The organism is Maribacter sp. IgM3_T14_3, assembly GCF_049603095.1.
Lineage (GTDB): Bacteria > Bacteroidota > Bacteroidia > Flavobacteriales > Flavobacteriaceae > Maribacter.
The window spans coordinates 4,473,632-4,489,648 of sequence record NZ_CP187138.1 but is presented as its reverse complement, the minus strand read 5'-3'; the positions used below and the strand labels follow the sequence as shown (position 1 = coordinate 4,489,648).

Annotated in this window: 14 protein-coding genes; 1 reads left to right on the top strand and 13 read right to left on the bottom strand. The window is 34.8% G+C overall.

All coding sequences use genetic code 11. The features are described from left to right. Position 1: 1 nt before the first annotated feature. The 13 genes from hisC to ACPF9A_RS19720 form a co-directional block, all read right to left on the bottom strand. The gene (hisC, locus tag ACPF9A_RS19780; protein WP_423999725.1) at positions 2–1,048 is read right to left on the bottom strand and encodes a histidinol-phosphate transaminase; all 1,047 of its coding nucleotides are present in this window, start codon (positions 1,046–1,048) and stop codon (positions 2–4) included. 47 nt (positions 1,049–1,095) lie between these two features. Then, on the bottom strand, positions 1,096–2,379 hold the full coding sequence (gene hisD, locus ACPF9A_RS19775) for a histidinol dehydrogenase (RefSeq protein ID WP_423999723.1): 1,284 nt from the start codon (positions 2,377–2,379) through the stop codon (positions 1,096–1,098). Between the two features lie 96 nt (positions 2,380–2,475). Next, the gene (gene hisG, locus ACPF9A_RS19770) at positions 2,476–3,333 is read right to left on the bottom strand and encodes an ATP phosphoribosyltransferase (protein WP_423999722.1); all 858 of its coding nucleotides are present in this window, start codon (positions 3,331–3,333) and stop codon (positions 2,476–2,478) included. A gap of 234 nt (positions 3,334–3,567) precedes the next feature. Then, positions 3,568–4,383, bottom strand: coding sequence for a prohibitin family protein (locus ACPF9A_RS19765; RefSeq protein WP_423999720.1), 816 nt, complete (start codon positions 4,381–4,383; stop codon positions 3,568–3,570). 10 nt (positions 4,384–4,393) lie between these two features. Continuing rightward, entirely contained in the window at positions 4,394–6,421 is a 2,028-nt protein-coding gene (locus ACPF9A_RS19760; RefSeq protein ID WP_423999718.1) for a VWA domain-containing protein, read from the bottom strand. A gap of 65 nt (positions 6,422–6,486) precedes the next feature. Further along, positions 6,487–7,236 (bottom strand): 3-oxoacyl-[acyl-carrier-protein] reductase, encoded by a 750-nt coding sequence (fabG, locus tag ACPF9A_RS19755; RefSeq protein ID WP_423999716.1) that lies wholly within the window; start codon positions 7,234–7,236, stop codon positions 6,487–6,489. A 106-nt stretch (positions 7,237–7,342) separates the two neighbouring features. Further along, positions 7,343–8,215, bottom strand: coding sequence for a succinate--CoA ligase subunit alpha (gene sucD, locus ACPF9A_RS19750; RefSeq protein WP_423999714.1), 873 nt, complete (start codon positions 8,213–8,215; stop codon positions 7,343–7,345). A 71-nt stretch (positions 8,216–8,286) separates the two neighbouring features. Beyond that, positions 8,287–9,222, bottom strand: a complete 936-nt coding sequence (locus ACPF9A_RS19745; RefSeq protein ID WP_423999712.1) for a UDP-3-O-(3-hydroxymyristoyl)glucosamine N-acyltransferase — start codon at positions 9,220–9,222, stop codon at positions 8,287–8,289. A 37-nt stretch (positions 9,223–9,259) separates the two neighbouring features. Further along, positions 9,260–9,826, bottom strand: coding sequence for an elongation factor P (gene efp, locus ACPF9A_RS19740; RefSeq protein WP_423999710.1), 567 nt, complete (start codon positions 9,824–9,826; stop codon positions 9,260–9,262). A 97-nt stretch (positions 9,827–9,923) separates the two neighbouring features. After that, positions 9,924–10,709 (bottom strand): acyl-ACP--UDP-N-acetylglucosamine O-acyltransferase, encoded by a 786-nt coding sequence (lpxA, locus tag ACPF9A_RS19735; RefSeq protein WP_423999708.1) that lies wholly within the window; start codon positions 10,707–10,709, stop codon positions 9,924–9,926. A 1-nt stretch (position 10,710) separates the two neighbouring features. Further along, entirely contained in the window at positions 10,711–12,111 is a 1,401-nt protein-coding gene (locus tag ACPF9A_RS19730; RefSeq protein WP_423999706.1) for a bifunctional UDP-3-O-[3-hydroxymyristoyl] N-acetylglucosamine deacetylase/3-hydroxyacyl-ACP dehydratase, read from the bottom strand. Positions 12,112–12,113: 2 nt separating this feature from the next. Beyond that, entirely contained in the window at positions 12,114–13,130 is a 1,017-nt protein-coding gene (lpxD, locus tag ACPF9A_RS19725; protein WP_423999704.1) for a UDP-3-O-(3-hydroxymyristoyl)glucosamine N-acyltransferase, read from the bottom strand. A 23-nt stretch (positions 13,131–13,153) separates the two neighbouring features. Next, positions 13,154–14,383: an HD domain-containing protein gene (locus tag ACPF9A_RS19720; RefSeq protein ID WP_423999702.1), complete on the bottom strand. Its 1,230-nt coding sequence runs from the start codon at positions 14,381–14,383 to the stop codon at positions 13,154–13,156. Positions 14,384–14,469: 86 nt separating this feature from the next. Between ACPF9A_RS19720 and ACPF9A_RS19715 the strand changes: the two genes are divergently transcribed. After that, positions 14,470–16,014, top strand: a complete 1,545-nt coding sequence (locus ACPF9A_RS19715) for a PglZ domain-containing protein (RefSeq protein WP_423999700.1) — start codon at positions 14,470–14,472, stop codon at positions 16,012–16,014. Positions 16,015–16,017 lie beyond the last annotated feature (3 nt).

The following is a 16,017-nucleotide window of genomic DNA, read 5'->3' as shown; positions in this document are numbered from 1 at the left end:
ATTAGTTGGATAATTCTTTTAAAGCAGTAATTACACTATTGTTCTCTTTGGATGTACCTACGGTAAATCTCAACATATTAGCGCATAATGGTTGTGTGGTGCGATTTCGAACCACAATTCCCTTTTTCAATAATTGATTATAGCGAAGGGTAGCATCATCTACTTTTGCCAAAATAAAATTTGCATCGGTAGGGTAAATATTTTCAACAAAAGAAACTGTTTTCAAAGCCTCTTCTAATATTGCTCGTTCAGTTAAAAGCTCATTAACCTCGTTCTTAACAGCCTGTTTATCTAACACACGAGTAGTTGCTTTCTCTTGTGTTAATTGATTAACGTTGTAAGGAGGTTTAATTTTATTCACTACAGCAATTATTCCTGCAGATGCTATACAAATTCCTAATCGTATACCCGCCATACCATACGCCTTTGATAAGGTTTGAGTAATAATTAAATTCGGATATTCATTCAATTTCGATGTCCAGCTTTCTTCGGATGAAAAATCAATATAGGCCTCATCGATAACTACTAGTCCGTTGAAAGAATTTAAAAGTTCCTCAATACTATTGGTTGAAAAGCTATTGCCTGTAGGATTGTTGGGAGAGCAAATAAACAATAGTTTCGTATGCTCATCGATAGCCTTTTTAATTTCTTCAACATTAGGCTGAAAATCATTGGTCAATAAGACTTCTCTATTTTCTACTAGATTGATACCTGAAAGCACCTTATACATTCCGTATGTTGGTGGAAGCGTAATAATATTATCTTGTTTAGGCTCACAGAAAGCTCTGAACAACAGATCTAAAACTTCATCGCTACCATTACCTAAAAGAATATTTTCTTCCTTTATGCCCTTATGTTCAGCCAATATAGCTTTCAAACCTCGTTGTTGAGGATCCGGGTATCTATTTACTCCGTTTTCAAACGGATTCTCATTTGCATCTAAGAAAACCATCGCAGAACCATCGGATACATATTCATCTCGTGCCGAAGAATACGGACTCAAACCCTTTACGTTTTCTCTTGTTATATTATCTAAATTGAAACTCATCTTTAATTTATTAAGGTCTCGACTGCGCTCGACCAGACAATACTCTTTTATTTAAGGCTATTTAATCTTAAAGTAACTGCATTTTTATGAGCTTCTAAACCTTCAGCTTCAGCCATCAGTTCTATTGCATTACCAATTGTTTGTATACCTTCTTTTGTAATTTTCTGAAAAGTCATACTCTTCATGAAACTATCTAGGTTTACACCACTGTATTGCTTAGCATATCCATTTGTTGGTAAAGTATGATTCGTGCCAGAAGCATAATCACCGGCACTTTCTGGAGTATAGTTACCAATAAAAACAGAACCTGCATTTTGAGTATTATTAATATAAAAATCTTCATTTTCTACACAAACAATGTAGTGCTCCGGTCCGTATTCATTTATTAAATCTATAGCATCTTGATCATTATCAACATATATCAATTTACTATTTTCAATTGCTTGTCTAGCGATTTCTTTACGCGGTAAATCTTCTAATTGAAGGGCTACTTCCTTCTCTACCGCATCTATCATTGCTTTAGAAGTAGAAACTAAAATCACCTGACTGTCAATACCGTGTTCTGCCTGACTCAATAAATCGGAAGCCACAAAAGCCGCATTTGCAGTATCATCGGCAACAACCAATAATTCTGACGGACCCGCAGGCATATCTATCGCAACACCATGTTTTGTTGCAATTTGCTTCGCTACAGTTACATATTGATTTCCTGGTCCGAACACTTTATACACCTGCGGTATGGTTTCCGTACCAAAAGTCATTCCTGCGATTGCTTGAATTCCGCCTACTTTTATAATTTTGGTAACTCCGCATAAATCTGCAGTATACAAAATAGCAGGATTCAGTTTTCCTTCTTTATCAGGAGGAGAACAAAGTACAATTTCATTACAACCGGCAATAGTTGCAGGTACCGCTAACATTAAAATGGTAGAAAATAAAGGTGCAGTTCCGCCAGGAATATACAATCCCACTTTCTGAATCGGTCTTTTCTCTTGCCAACAAGAAACTCCCGCTGTAGTTTCCACTTCAACACGACCCGTTTTCTGTGCCCTATGAAATACTTCTATATTTGATTTCGCTAATTGAATAGCAGCTTTAAGATTTTCTGAAACCAATGATTTAGCTTCCTTAATTTCATCTTGTGAAACCAAAAAATCATATAATTTCACCTTATCAAATTGCTCGGTATACTTTTTTAAGATACGATCACCGCCAAGCTTAACTTCCTCAAAAATAGTGTTGACCAACCCTTCAATATCAGCAACAGTTTGGGTCGGGCGCATAAGAACGTCTTTCCAATCTTGTCTTTTAGGATTATATATTTTATTCATTTCTTTAACTAGCTATTAGCCCTAAGCTTTTGGCTTCTGGCAAAACATTAAAAATTAGAATAGCTAATAGCAAAAGGCTACAAGCTAAAAGCCTAATTACAATACCATTTTTTCAATTGGGCAAACAAGAATACCTTCCGCACCGGCTTTCTTCAATTCGTCGATTACCTCCCAGAATTTATCTTTATTTATAACGGTGTGTACAGAGCTCCAACCTTCATCTGCCAAAGGCAAAACTGTCGGACTTCGCATACCTGGTAAAAGTTTTAGAATTCCGTCTAATTTATAATTAGGCGCATTCAATAAAACATACTTAGAACCTCTAGCTCTTAAAACAGCCTGAATTCTAAATTGCAACTTTTCAAGAAGTTCTTTTCTCTCTGAAGATATTTTAGGAGAAACTGCTAAGACAGCCTCACTTGTCAACATTACTTCAACCTCTTTTAAGTTGTTCTTAAACAACGTACTACCACTCGAAACAATATCGCAAATAGCATCTGCCAACCCAATATTCGGTGCAATTTCCACAGAACCACTAATAATGTGTAAATCGGCTTTCACGCCTTTTTCTTTCAAGTAATTCAATACAGTATTCGGGTATGAAGTTGCAATACGCTTACCCTCAAAATCCTTAACCGAATTATACTTCACCGACTTAGGCACCGCTAAAGAGACTTTACATTTTGAAAAGCCTAGTTTCTCTGCAATGATAATATCTTCACCTTTCTCTACTAATACATTTTCGCCGATAATGGCAATATCAACCACTCCGTCTCTTAGATATTGAGGGATATCTCCGTTTCTTAAATAAAACACTTCAATAGGAAAATTTCTTGAAGAAGCCTTTAACTGGTCTTTGCCATTATCAATGGAAATTCCGCAGTCTTTTAAAATTTGTAGGGATTCCTCATTAAGTCTTCCCGATTTCTGAATAGCAATTCTAATTTTAGTCATTTTCTTTTTTTAATGCTTGGCAACCAAAAGAGATTTAAATACAAAACCCGTTTGATTGCTCAAACGGGTTTTTAAATATGTTGTACTACTACAATACATTCCTACCTCGCCTGAGCGTGAATATGGAAATGATGATGTGTAGTTTTGTTTTTCATAATACTGTAAAAGTAAAAGGTATTTTTCATTTCACAAAACAAAAGTTTAAAATGAAACAAAAATAATCATCTACGTGTTTTAGTTATTACCTAAAATTAAAGGTAACCCAGAGTCTCCGCCGCCAACTACAATTACTTTAGAGTTAGGCGATTCAGACAATTTCAATGTGGCATCGATACCTTTATCTTGAAGAATTTTATCTGTTAATGAAGCACTTAAAATTCTGTTCGCATCTGCCTTACCTTGTGCTTCGATAGTTACTTTTTCAGCTTCTTTCTTAGCAGTAACCAGTCTAAATTCATATTCTAAGGACTCCTGTTCTTGCTTTAACTTTCTCTCGATAGCATCTTTAATAGTAGGTGGTAAGGTAACATCTCTAACCAAGATTTCATTCAATTGAATATACTGACCTGAAACTATTTTTTGAGTCTCATCAAATATTTCTTGCTGAATGGCATCTCTTTTACTTGAATATAATTGCTCTGGCGTATAACGACCAACTACTGAACGTGCGGCAGAACGAATGGTTGGTAAAAGAACTCTAGAAATATAATCTTCACCTTTTTCTTGATGTAATTTTCCTAAATCATTTCTAATTGGCTCGAACCAAGCAGATGCTTCTAATTTTATATCAAGACCATTACTAGAAAGTACATTCATTTTTTCAAGTACTTCTTGTTGACGTACTTCATAAATAGTAACCCTATTCCAAGGTGCTACTAAATGAAAACCTTCACCCATTGGTGGCTCATCGGTAACTACACCTCCACCAAAAGTTTTGTACAAAACACCTGCTTGACCAGAGTCTATTGTAACTGTTGATTTTGAAATTGCAATAATTACTACAATAAAAATAAATATTGCGGGTAACGCAATCTTAGGTAACTTATCCATTAATGTCTATTTAAATTAATCCGTTATATTTTCTGATAAACCATTCTGCTGCAAAGGCAAAAACTATAATTGCCAAAAGCATTCTGAAATCAATCAAAGATACGATATTTTCAGTGCTTTTCTCGGTAGGCACGTAAGCATCATTTTCTTTCAAATCTGCTAGTAGTTCTTCTATTTGAGAAGGGTAAAAAAATTTCCCGCCCGAGTTAACAGCTAACTTTTCTAACTTTTCATTATCGCTTGAAACAAACTGATTCTCCATATCAAACTCAGAAATTACAAATTTTCCAGTCTCAGTTTTTGACTCATTTTCTACAGAAACAATAAATTCATATTCCCCAGCAACTAAATTTGAGAGGTCTGCTTCAAAATACCCATTCTTTAAAACCAATGGATTTGTTTGATTCTTTTGCGTAGCCGTATTGGTTACTTTAATTTTCACCTTTGCGTTTGGATCAAATATAAATGCTTCATCGAAATACGTCGCCGTTACAACGGTATTACTACTACCCTCGTACACCTTTTCATAGTCAACATTCAATCTCGACTTGTTTTTTGAACTAGTTAAATAACGAATGAGATTACCAATAAACTCATCGAAATTGACAAATTCGTTTGTATTCCTATAGGTCTGCATTCTCCATTTCCAAAGATTCTCTCCCATTAACAGCGCACTTTTCTGAGCATTCTTCTCCATTACCGATAACAAAGGTTGCTGAATATTCAAACCTTTTATTTGAGTCCCTAATAAGGTTTCAAAAGGCGTAGCTATTAGAAAAGGACCAGCATCACTAACTAATGGCGGAAAATCTGTTAAATCAAATTTAGAAATATCGTACTTGGTAAAAGCATTATTCAATAAACCAAACACTTCTTGCTGCGGATAACCATTCTCTATTTCAAAAGGAACATCGGCTTTGTTTAAAAATGAATAATCTGTTTGTGTGCCGGTGATGATAAAGGTGTTTGCATTTTTACTTTTGGCATATTCAAAAGAGCTTTGAAATCTAGCTGTAGGCTGATAAAATATAAATAAGTCAATTTCCTCTAAAATACTATTTGAGACATTAGATTTTAAAATTGAAACTTCGCGCTGCTCATTACTCTCAATAGCCTTTTTAAGCGCCCCTAAGTCTGGGTGCAATATGTCTGAAATTATAGCGATATTAGTTTTTTCATCGATTACCTCGATACTTGTACTTCTGCGATTGTTTTTAATATTTCGTTCTTCCGGCAACTGAGCAACTTCAACGACCAAATTTTTTATTCCCACTGTATTCGCTTCTACCTCAACAGAAATTGGTTTATAATTATTCTGAGAAGTTAATTTTACATTCTCTTTATGAACAACTTTTGAATTCATTTTTATAGAAACAGTTGCCGATATAGCACTATTACCTTGATATGAAACATAGGTTTCTAATGGAAATTTATTTTTTAAAAAAGCGTATTTGTTAGTTTGAATTGAACCGACCGAAATGTCTTTGTACTTAGTAGTGTCTCCCAAAACTACCGTGTAGATACTATTATTTTGATCAGATTTAAAATAGCTATAATCTTGCCCAATAGTCTGATTTCCATCAGATAATAAAATTGTAACCGTCTGTTCGCGGGCATATACATCTTTCAATGCCGATAGCGATTTATAGATATTTGTATTTTTTTCTTGAAAAGAAAGGCTGTCAAAAATATGTAGGTCAGCCCCAAAACTATACTCGGCAACTCTAAATCTATCTGCAATATCTTCTGACGATTTAATTTCAGATAGTATTTCATTCAGTTGCGCTGCACTTTCTTCAATAGATGTAGAATTATCTGCCAATACCACCAGATTAGGCTTCTCTAAAGTGTATGATTTTTGAGAGAATTGGGGATTGAATAGTAAAAGCAACAACCCAAAAATACCTATAAAACGCAAAAAGGCTAAAAGCCAATGAATTTTGCTTTTAGCCTTCTGCTTATATATGTATTGAAAAACAACGATACCCAATGCTACAATTGCAGCAAGAATAATATACAGTACCGTTATGCTTTCCATGTATAAACTAAAGTTGTTCTTAAAAAGGAATTAAAAAATAGCGTTCCTCCCGATTTTTTTTTGACTTAGGTTAACATACCACCATCAACATTCAATACTTGACCAGTAACGTAACCAGACAAATCTGATGCAAAGAAAAGACAAGCATTTGCTATATCTTCAGTAGAACCTCCACGTTTTAGAGGAATACCGTCTCTCCAACCTTGAACGGTTTTTTCGTCTAATTTATCAGTCATTTCAGTTTCAATGAAACCAGGTGCGATAGCATTACATCTAATGTTTCTAGAACCTAATTCAAGTGCAACAGATTTAGTAAATCCGATCATACCTGCTTTAGAGGCCGCATAGTTAGTTTGACCAGCGTTACCTTTTACTCCAACAACACTACTCATGTTAATGATAGAGCCACTACGTTGTTTCAATAAGGTTCTTTGTACTGCTTTCGTCATATTAAAAACAGACTTCAAATTAATATCTATAACCGTATCAAAATCAGCTTCTGACATGCGCATTAACAGGTTATCTTTCGTGATACCAGCATTATTGATCAATACATCAATTCTACCACCAAAATCTTCTAAAACCTTCGTTACTAATTCTTCAGCTTCTTGAAAACTAGCCGCATTACTTTTATAAGCTTTTGCATTAACGCCTTTAGCCTTTAATTCTTTCTCTAATTCTAAAGCCGGAGCTTCACTAGAGCTATAAGTAAATGCCACATTTGCACCGTGATCGGCAAAAACTTTGGCAATACCCATACCAATTCCTCTACTTGCTCCTGTAATGATGACGTTTTTATCTTGTAATAATTTCATAAGTCCGTTATTTAAAACCGAAGTTTACCAAATATACCTTTTGTTTAATTTATAGGCTAAAAAAAATCCCGCTATAAACGGGATTTTATATGAAAAATATGAGTTTTTAACCCATTACTTCTTTTACTTTCAAGCCGATTTCAGCAGGAGAATCAACAACGTGAATTCCACATTCTCTCATGATTCGTTTTTTAGCTTGTGCAGTATCATCACTACCACCAACAATAGCACCAGCATGACCCATTGTTCTACCTGCAGGGGCAGTTTCACCAGCGATAAAACCAACAACTGGTTTTTTACTTCCACTAGCTTTATACCACTGAGCAGCATCTGCTTCTAATTGACCACCAATTTCACCGATCATAACCACACATTTAGTTTCTGGATCGTTAATCAATAATTCAACAGCTTCTTTTGTAGTAGTTCCAATAATTGGATCACCACCAATACCGATTGCAGTTGTAATACCTAAACCTTGACGAACTACTTGATCAGCAGCCTCATAAGTTAATGTACCTGATTTAGATACGATACCAACATTACCTTTCTTGAAAACAAAACCTGGCATAATACCAACTTTAGCCTCACCCGGAGTAATAACACCAGGACAGTTAGGACCGATTAAACGACAATCTCTATTTTTAATATAGTTGGCAACCGTTACCATATCGGCAACAGGAATACCTTCTGTAATTGTAATTATAACTTTAATACCTGCTTCTGCAGCTTCCATAATAGCATCTGCAGCAAAAGCTGGTGGAACAAATATAATGGTAGTATCTGCACCTACTTTGGCTACGGCTTCAGCAACCGTGTTGAAAACAGGTTTTCCTAAATGCTCTTGTCCTCCTTTACCGGGAGTAACACCACCTACGATATTAGTACCGTACTCAATCATCTGTCCGGCATGGAAAGTACCTTCACTACCAGTGAAACCTTGTACGATTATTTTGGAATCCTTATTTACTAATACGCTCATACTACTGTAGTTTTTATTTTATGATAGAACAAAAATATAAGTTGTTAATGACTTTTATAGCATTTACACCCTTATTTCTTATCCATTTTTTTAATTATTTCTGGAATCTTCTTGATATATGCTAATTGTTTCAGTTTTTCACGTGATTCTTCGATAGGAGTACCGAAATAACTCTTACCACCTTTCACTGATTTTGTAACTCCAGTTTGGCCCATAATTACAGCTTTTGCACCAATGGTAATTCCGCTATTGGTTCCTACTTGTCCCCAAAGGGTAACTTCATCTTCTATAATAACACAACCAGCAATACCGGTTTGCGAAGCAATTAAACACTTCTCACCAATTACGGTATCATGACCCACATGAACTTGGTTATCTAATTTGGTGCCAAAACCTATGGTAGTGTCACCGGTAACTCCTCTATCAATAGTACAAAGTGCACCGATATCAACATTATCTTTTAAAACGACTCTTCCGCCAGATTTTAGTTTATCAAATCCTTCAGGGCGCTTTTTATAATAAAAGGCATCTGCCCCCAAAACACTACCTGCGTGTATGGTGACATTATTACCAATAACACAATTGTCGTAAATGGATACATTGGAATGAATTAGGCAGTTTTCCCCTATTTCTACATTATTACCTACAAAAGTATTGGGTTGAATAATAGTGTCTTTACCAATTTTAGCAGTAGCAGATATTGTTTGACTACTTGGCACAAAAGGTTGAAAGAATGTTGTTAATTTATTAAAATCTCTAAACGGATCAGCTGAAATCAACAATGCCTTACCTTCTGGGCATTCTACATTTTTATTTATTAAGATAACACTAGCCTTTGACTGCAAGGCCTTATCATAATATTTAGGATGATCAACAAAAACAATATCCCCGTTTACAACAACATGAATTTCGTTCATGCCCAGAACAGGATAATCATCTTGACCAACATATTCGCACGATAATATATCAGCGATCTGTTTTAATGAAAAAGTAGTTGGAAATTTCAATTAATGATATGATTCTAATTATTTATAAAATTGATTACTAATCTTTAACGCGCTCCATATATGAACCAGTGGCAGTATCAACTTTTATTTTATCACCTTCGTTAATAAACAATGGTACATTTACCTCTGCCCCTGTTTCTACTGTTGCAGGCTTAGTTGCATTCGTAGCAGTATTACCTTTAACACCAGGTTCAGTATAGGTTATCTCTAAAACTACACTTGCAGGCATATCTACAGATAATGGCATGCTATCTTCGGTATTGAATAAAATGGTAACAATCTCACCCTCTTTTAATAAGCCAGGAGCATCTAAAGAACTCTCTTGAAGCGTTATTTGGTTATAATCATCAGTATTCATAAAGTGATAGGTTTCACCTTCTGGATATAAGTATTGATAAGAACGTGTTTCTACACGTACATCTTCAATTTTATGACCAGCTGAAAACGTGTTATCCAACACTTTACCATTTGTAACACTTCTTAATTTAGTACGTACAAAAGCAGGACCTTTACCCGGTTTTACATGTAAAAATTCAATAATCTTATAGATATCGTTATTATATCTTATGCATAGTCCTTTTCGTATATCTGATGTAGAAGCCATTATTTTATTTTCGTTATTCGTTATTCCTTACTAGTTGCTGATTGTTTCTTTTTTCTAAATAATCAATATTAAAATCTAATTATTTAATACTTCAAATTTAGTTATTACTGAAATACCCTTTCATAATTCCGCGTTGCGAATCACGAATAAATTGCAAAATCTCGTCACGTTCTGGTGTTGCTTCCATTTCCGCTTCAATAATTTGAACTGCTTGCGTATTATTATAGTTCTTTTGATATAGGATTCTGTAGATATTCTGAATTTCTCTAATTTTATCAGATACAAATCCTCTTCTTCTTAATCCGACAGAATTAATACCTACATAAGATAAAGGCTCTCTTGCAGCTTTTACATAAGGCGGTACATCTTTTCTAACCAAAGAACCACCGGTAACAAAAGCATGTTGACCAACAGATACAAATTGATGCACGGCTACCAACCCTGCAAGAATTACATTATCGCCAATAGTAACATGACCAGCTAAAGTAGAATTGTTTGAAAAAATACAATTGTCACCTACCAAACAATCATGTGCAATGTGACAATATGCCATAATAAGGCAATTTTTGCCAATAACGGTTTTCATACGGTCAGAGGTACCTTTATGTATAGTAGCACATTCTCTAATAGTAGTATTATCGCCGATGACAACAGTAGTTTCTTCCCCATCGTATTTTAAATCTTGAGGAGAAGCAGATATTACGGCACCGGGAAAAATATTACAATTTTTACCAATGCGAGCACCTTCCATTATGGTCACATTAGACCCGATCCAAGTACCATCGCCAATGATAACATTATTATGAATAGTTGTAAAAGGTTCAACTACTACATTTTTAGCAATTTTAGCTCCTGGATGTATATAGGCTAAAGGTTGATTCATTCTATGTTCTTTTAACTATTTGAGCCATTAATTCTGCTTCACTTACCAATTTATCATTTGCGTATGCATATGCCTGCATATGGCAAATACCTCTTCTAATTGGTGTAATTAAACTACAGTGAAATATTAGTGTATCGCCTGGCAATACTTGTCTTTTGAATTTTACTTTATCTATTTTCATAAATAAGGTCAAATAATTCTCTGGGTCAGGCACAGTACTTAAAACTAAAATACCGCCTGTTTGTGCCATAGCTTCTACTTGAAGTACCCCTGGCATTACCGGAGCTCCTGGAAAATGACCAACAAAGAAAGGTTCGTTCATCGTTACGTTCTTCATACCCACAACGTGATCTTCTGATAGCTCTATGATACGATCTATTAATAAAAAAGGAGGTCTGTGAGGCAGCATATCCATAATCTTATGGATATCCATTAACGGAGGCAAGCTTAAATCGTACTTAGGGACCTTATTACGTTTCTCTAATTTAATAATTTGCGAAAGCTTCTTGGCAAACTGGTTGTTTACAAAATGACCAGGTTTGTTGGCTATTACCTTACCTCTAATACGGGTACCAATTAAAGCCAAATCACCAATAACATCTAATAATTTGTGTCTTGCCGCTTCGTTCGGTTGATGTAATGTCAGGTTATCTAATATACCATTCGCTTTTACAGAAAGTTTCTTCTTATCGAAGGCTTTCTCTAATTTTGTCATTGTGGCTTGAGAAATTTCCTTATCCACATAAACGATAGCATTGTTTAAATCGCCGCCTTTTATCAACCCGTTCTCCAAAAGCATTTCTAACTCATGAAGGAAACTAAATGTACGGGCATTTGAAATTTCAGATTTAAAATCAGAAATCTTATCTAACGTAGCGTTTTGAGTACCTAAAACTTTGGTTCCAAAATCTACCATTGTCATCACTTGATATTCATCTGATGGAATTATGGTTATTTCACTACCAGTAGTCTCATCTTTAAAAGAGATAACATCTTTAACAATGTACTCTTCACGCACTGCATCTTGCTCTACAATACCGGCATTCTCTAAAACTTCAACAAAGAATTTAGAAGAACCGTCCATAATTGGTGGTTCTGCAGCGTTCAGCTCTATAAGAACATTATCTATTTCAAGACCCACCAAAGCCGCCAAAACGTGCTCTGAAGTCTGAATTTTCACACCATTTTTCTCTAAATTGGTGCCTCTTTGTGTATTTATAACAAGATTAGCATCAGCAGGAATAATTGGTTCTCCTTCTAAATCTACCCTTTTGAATGCATAACCGTGGTTTTCATCTGCAGGTAAAAATTTAATAGTAACATTACTGCCTGTATGTAAACCAACTCCCGTTAGGCTTACCTCTTTACTAATTGTTCTTTGTTTGTTGTTTATTGTGCTCATCGTCAATCTTTCTTTTCTAAGGTGTCGATTCTACTTATTATTCTTGGTAAATTCTTAAAATGAACATATGATTTGTTGTAATCACCATAATTTAATGCGGGTGAACCTTGCAGTACTTCATTATCTTTCACATTTCTACCAATACCCGATTGTGCCTGTATTTTTACATTGTCGCCAATTACTATATGGCCAACGATACCTACTTGTCCACCAATCATACAATGCTTGCCAATTTTGGTCGATCCGGCAATACCCGTTTGGGCAGCAATAACCGTATGCTCACCTATTTCAACGTTATGTGCAATCTGTATCTGGTTGTCTAGCTTGACACCTTTTCTTAATATGGTAGAACCTAAAGTAGCTCGATCTATAGTAGTACCAGCGCCTACATCAACATTGTCTTCTAAAATAACATTACCGGTCTGTGGTACTTTAACAAACTCTCCATCTTCATTTGGCGCAAAACCAAATCCGTCAGCACCAATCACCACTCCACTATTTACTACACAGTTATTACCAATGATAGTTTCTGAATACACCTTGGCGCCAGCAAATAGCGTTACGTTATTGCCAATTTTTACATTATCACCTATATAGACGTTAGGGTACACTTTTACGTTATCGCCCATGGTCACATTATTTCCTAAATAAGCGAATGCCCCAATATAGACATCGGCACCATAGGTTGCAGTTTCCGATTTAAAAATCGGTTCTTCAATACCTACTTTATTATTCTTTACCTGGTTATAATATTCTAATAATTTAGAAAAAGACTTGTATGCATCTTCTACCTTTATCAAAGTGGTATGTAGATGTTGTTCTGGAACAAAACTTTTATTGACTATCGTTACCGATGCCTTTGTCTTATAAATGAATGAAGTATATTTCGGATTAGCTAAAAAAGTAAGGGAGCCTTCTTCGCCTTCCTCGATTTTCGCAAGTTTATGTACGGCTATTTCTGGATTTCCATGCACTTCTCCATCTAAGATACCTGCAATCTGACCTGCTGTAAATTTCATGAGCGTAAAAGTAAGAAAAATTGTTAAACACCTTCTTTTGGATAACAGATATAATATTTGGTCACCGTTTTAGAAAGCGCGTTTAAATTTAAGTGATCAGATAATTTGGCAACATCGGTGATCTTTCCGTTTTTTCTTAAAATGTTTATTGTCTGATACTGCCTGTCATACGCCTTATTCATAAGTTCGCCTTTGAACACAAAATATGACGCATCTTCATCTGTAAGATTATACTGTATTTTTACTTTATTTAATTGCAATAAAAATTTACTGTCAGTTATAGGGTCTTTTTTAACCTTAATATGTAACAATTTTCTATTGATAATCATCTCGCAAAGAGATGCTAACACAAAGTCATCTGAAAATTGCCATTCTTTTAAGGCAGAGAGTATATCAACATCATCTAATTTGGCAAACTTCGCCAAAGTGTCTGTATTAAAATTGTTGATATCGATATGATGAGTTAAAAAAAACTGCAAGGCACTACTACAGTTTAAGGTCTCGCCTTTTTCAATTAAAAATCTAGCTCTCTTTAAAATATTAATAAGTAAACGCTCGGCAACAACTGCTGTTTTGTGTAGATATACCTGCCAATACATAAAACGGCGCGCCATTAAAAACTTTTCTACCGAATAAATCCCTTTTTCTTCAACAACCAAATTGCCATCAACGACATTCAACATAGTAATTAATCGTTCAGCATTGGTATTACCTTCAGCGACACCTGTATAAAAACTATCCCGCTTTAAATAATCTAGCCTATCCATATCTAATTGACTAGAAACCAATTGATTTAAAAACTTTTTTGAATGATTACCAGTAAAAATAGAAATAGCTTCCGTTAAACTTCCGTTAAATCGCTTATTCAAATCTTGCATGAATTGCAGCGAAATAAACTCATGACTGACACCTTCTACGATGCTATGCTCCATAGCGTGCGAAAAAGGACCGTGACCAATATCGTGTAAAAGTATAGCAATAAGAAGTCCGTCTTGCTCTTCGGCAGTTATCTCAACCCCTTTAAAACGAAGTACTTGTATAGCCTTTTGCATTAAATACATACAACCTAATGCATGATGGAATCTGGTGTGGTGCGCCCCAGGATACACTAAATACGAGAGCCCCATTTGAGATATTCTGCGAAGCCTTTGAAAGTAGGGATCTGCAATGAGGTCAAAAATGAGCGTATTGGGAATTCTAATAAATCCGTAAATTGGATCATTAAAGATTTTCAATTTGTTTGATGTCTTCAAGATAACGTAGTCTTTTCTGAAATTAACATTTCAAAGTTATACAAAAGCATTAGCATAGAATTTGATTATCGTCAAATAATAATTCAATGAACAAAATAAAAATATTATGGGTAGATGATGAAATTGATCTACTCAAGCCACATATCATCTTTTTAGAATCAAAAAATTATGAGGTAATTACCAGCTTAAGTGGGCAAGAGGCTTTAGAAGAATTAGCAAAAACTAGGGTAGACATCGTTTTTTTAGACGAAAATATGCCTGGTATTTCTGGTTTAGAAACCTTATCTGAAATTAAGGTTATTGACAGCTCCTTACCTGTTGTAATGATTACTAAGAGCGAAGAAGAATTTATTATGGAAGAGGCTATCGGTTCTAAAATCGCCGATTATCTTATAAAACCTGTGAATCCGAATCAGATTCTGCTTTCCCTAAAAAAGAATTTAGACCACTCAAGATTAGTTTCAGAAAAAACTACTAGCAACTACCAGCAAGAATTCAGAAAAATAGCAATGGATCTTTCAATGGTCAACTCGTATCAAGAATGGGCATATTTATATAAAAAGCTAATTTATTGGGAATTGCAGTTAGAGGAAATTGAGGACAGCGGAATGTTTGAAATTTTAGAATCTCAAAAAACGGAAGCAAATCAACAATTTGGAAAGTTTGTAGAACGTAATTATGAAGATTGGTTTACAGATTCAGATGCGCCAGTAATGTCTCACACCATATTTAAAGAATGGATTGCACCCGAAATCAAAGATTCAAAAACTTTATTGATAGTAGTAGATAACTTACGCTACGATCAATGGTATGCTTTTGAAGAAACGGTTAACTCATTTTATAAAAAGAAAAAAGAAGACTCATACTACAGCATACTGCCAACAGCTACACAATATGCACGTAATGCGATATTCTCTGGTCTTACTCCCCTTGACATGGAGAAAAAATATCCAGAATGGTGGAAAAATGATACCGATGAAGGTGGTAAAAATTTGTTTGAAGATAAGTTCTTAGATGCACAGTTAAAAAGGCTAGGCTTAGATTTAAAATGGGAATACCATAAAATAAGTAGCCTTAAACAAGGTAAACATTTAAGTCAGAATTTTAAATCGCAAAAAGATAACGACTTAACGGTAATCGTCTACAATTTCGTAGATATGCTTTCACATTCTAAAACAGAAATGGAGGTAATAAAAGAATTAGCTTCTAACGATAAATCTTATAGATCTTTAACCACGAGTTGGTTTAAGAACTCACCTATGTTAGAGATTATTCAGCAGGCACAGACCTTGGGCATGAAATTGATTATTACAACTGACCATGGCACTATAAACGTAAAATCACCATCAAAAGTCGTTGGCGATAGAGATACAAGTTCTAATCTACGTTACAAAACAGGTAGAAGTCTTACGTATGAAAAAAATGAAGTACTAGCTGCAAAAAATCCAAAATCTATTTACCTACCAAGTATAAATATGAGTAGTTCTTATATTTTTGCGAAAAATGACTTTTTCTTTGCCTACCCAAATAATTATAACCACTACGTAAGCTACTATAGAAATACCTACCAACATGGCGGAGTTTCATTAGAAGAAATGATCATACCTTTTGTAGTTTTGGAACCTAAATAGAAT

Coding starts and splice junctions, on each gene's coding strand:
- hisC (WP_423999725.1), bottom strand. CDS start 1,048: ATGAGTTTCAATTTAGATAATATAACAAGAGAAAACGTAAAGGGTTTG.
- hisD (WP_423999723.1), bottom strand. CDS start 2,379: ATGAATAAAATATATAATCCTAAAAGACAAGATTGGAAAGACGTTCTT.
- hisG (WP_423999722.1), bottom strand. CDS start 3,333: ATGACTAAAATTAGAATTGCTATTCAGAAATCGGGAAGACTTAATGAG.
- ACPF9A_RS19765 (WP_423999720.1), bottom strand. CDS start 4,383: ATGGATAAGTTACCTAAGATTGCGTTACCCGCAATATTTATTTTTATT.
- ACPF9A_RS19760 (WP_423999718.1), bottom strand. CDS start 6,421: ATGGAAAGCATAACGGTACTGTATATTATTCTTGCTGCAATTGTAGCA.
- fabG (WP_423999716.1), bottom strand. CDS start 7,236: ATGAAATTATTACAAGATAAAAACGTCATCATTACAGGAGCAAGTAGA.
- sucD (WP_423999714.1), bottom strand. CDS start 8,215: ATGAGCGTATTAGTAAATAAGGATTCCAAAATAATCGTACAAGGTTTC.
- efp (WP_423999710.1), bottom strand. CDS start 9,826: ATGGCTTCTACATCAGATATACGAAAAGGACTATGCATAAGATATAAT.
- lpxA (WP_423999708.1), bottom strand. CDS start 10,709: ATGAATCAACCTTTAGCCTATATACATCCAGGAGCTAAAATTGCTAAA.
- ACPF9A_RS19730 (WP_423999706.1), bottom strand. CDS start 12,111: ATGAGCACAATAAACAACAAACAAAGAACAATTAGTAAAGAGGTAAGC.
- lpxD (WP_423999704.1), bottom strand. CDS start 13,130: ATGAAATTTACAGCAGGTCAGATTGCAGGTATCTTAGATGGAGAAGTG.
- ACPF9A_RS19715 (WP_423999700.1), top strand. CDS start 14,470: ATGAACAAAATAAAAATATTATGGGTAGATGATGAAATTGATCTACTC.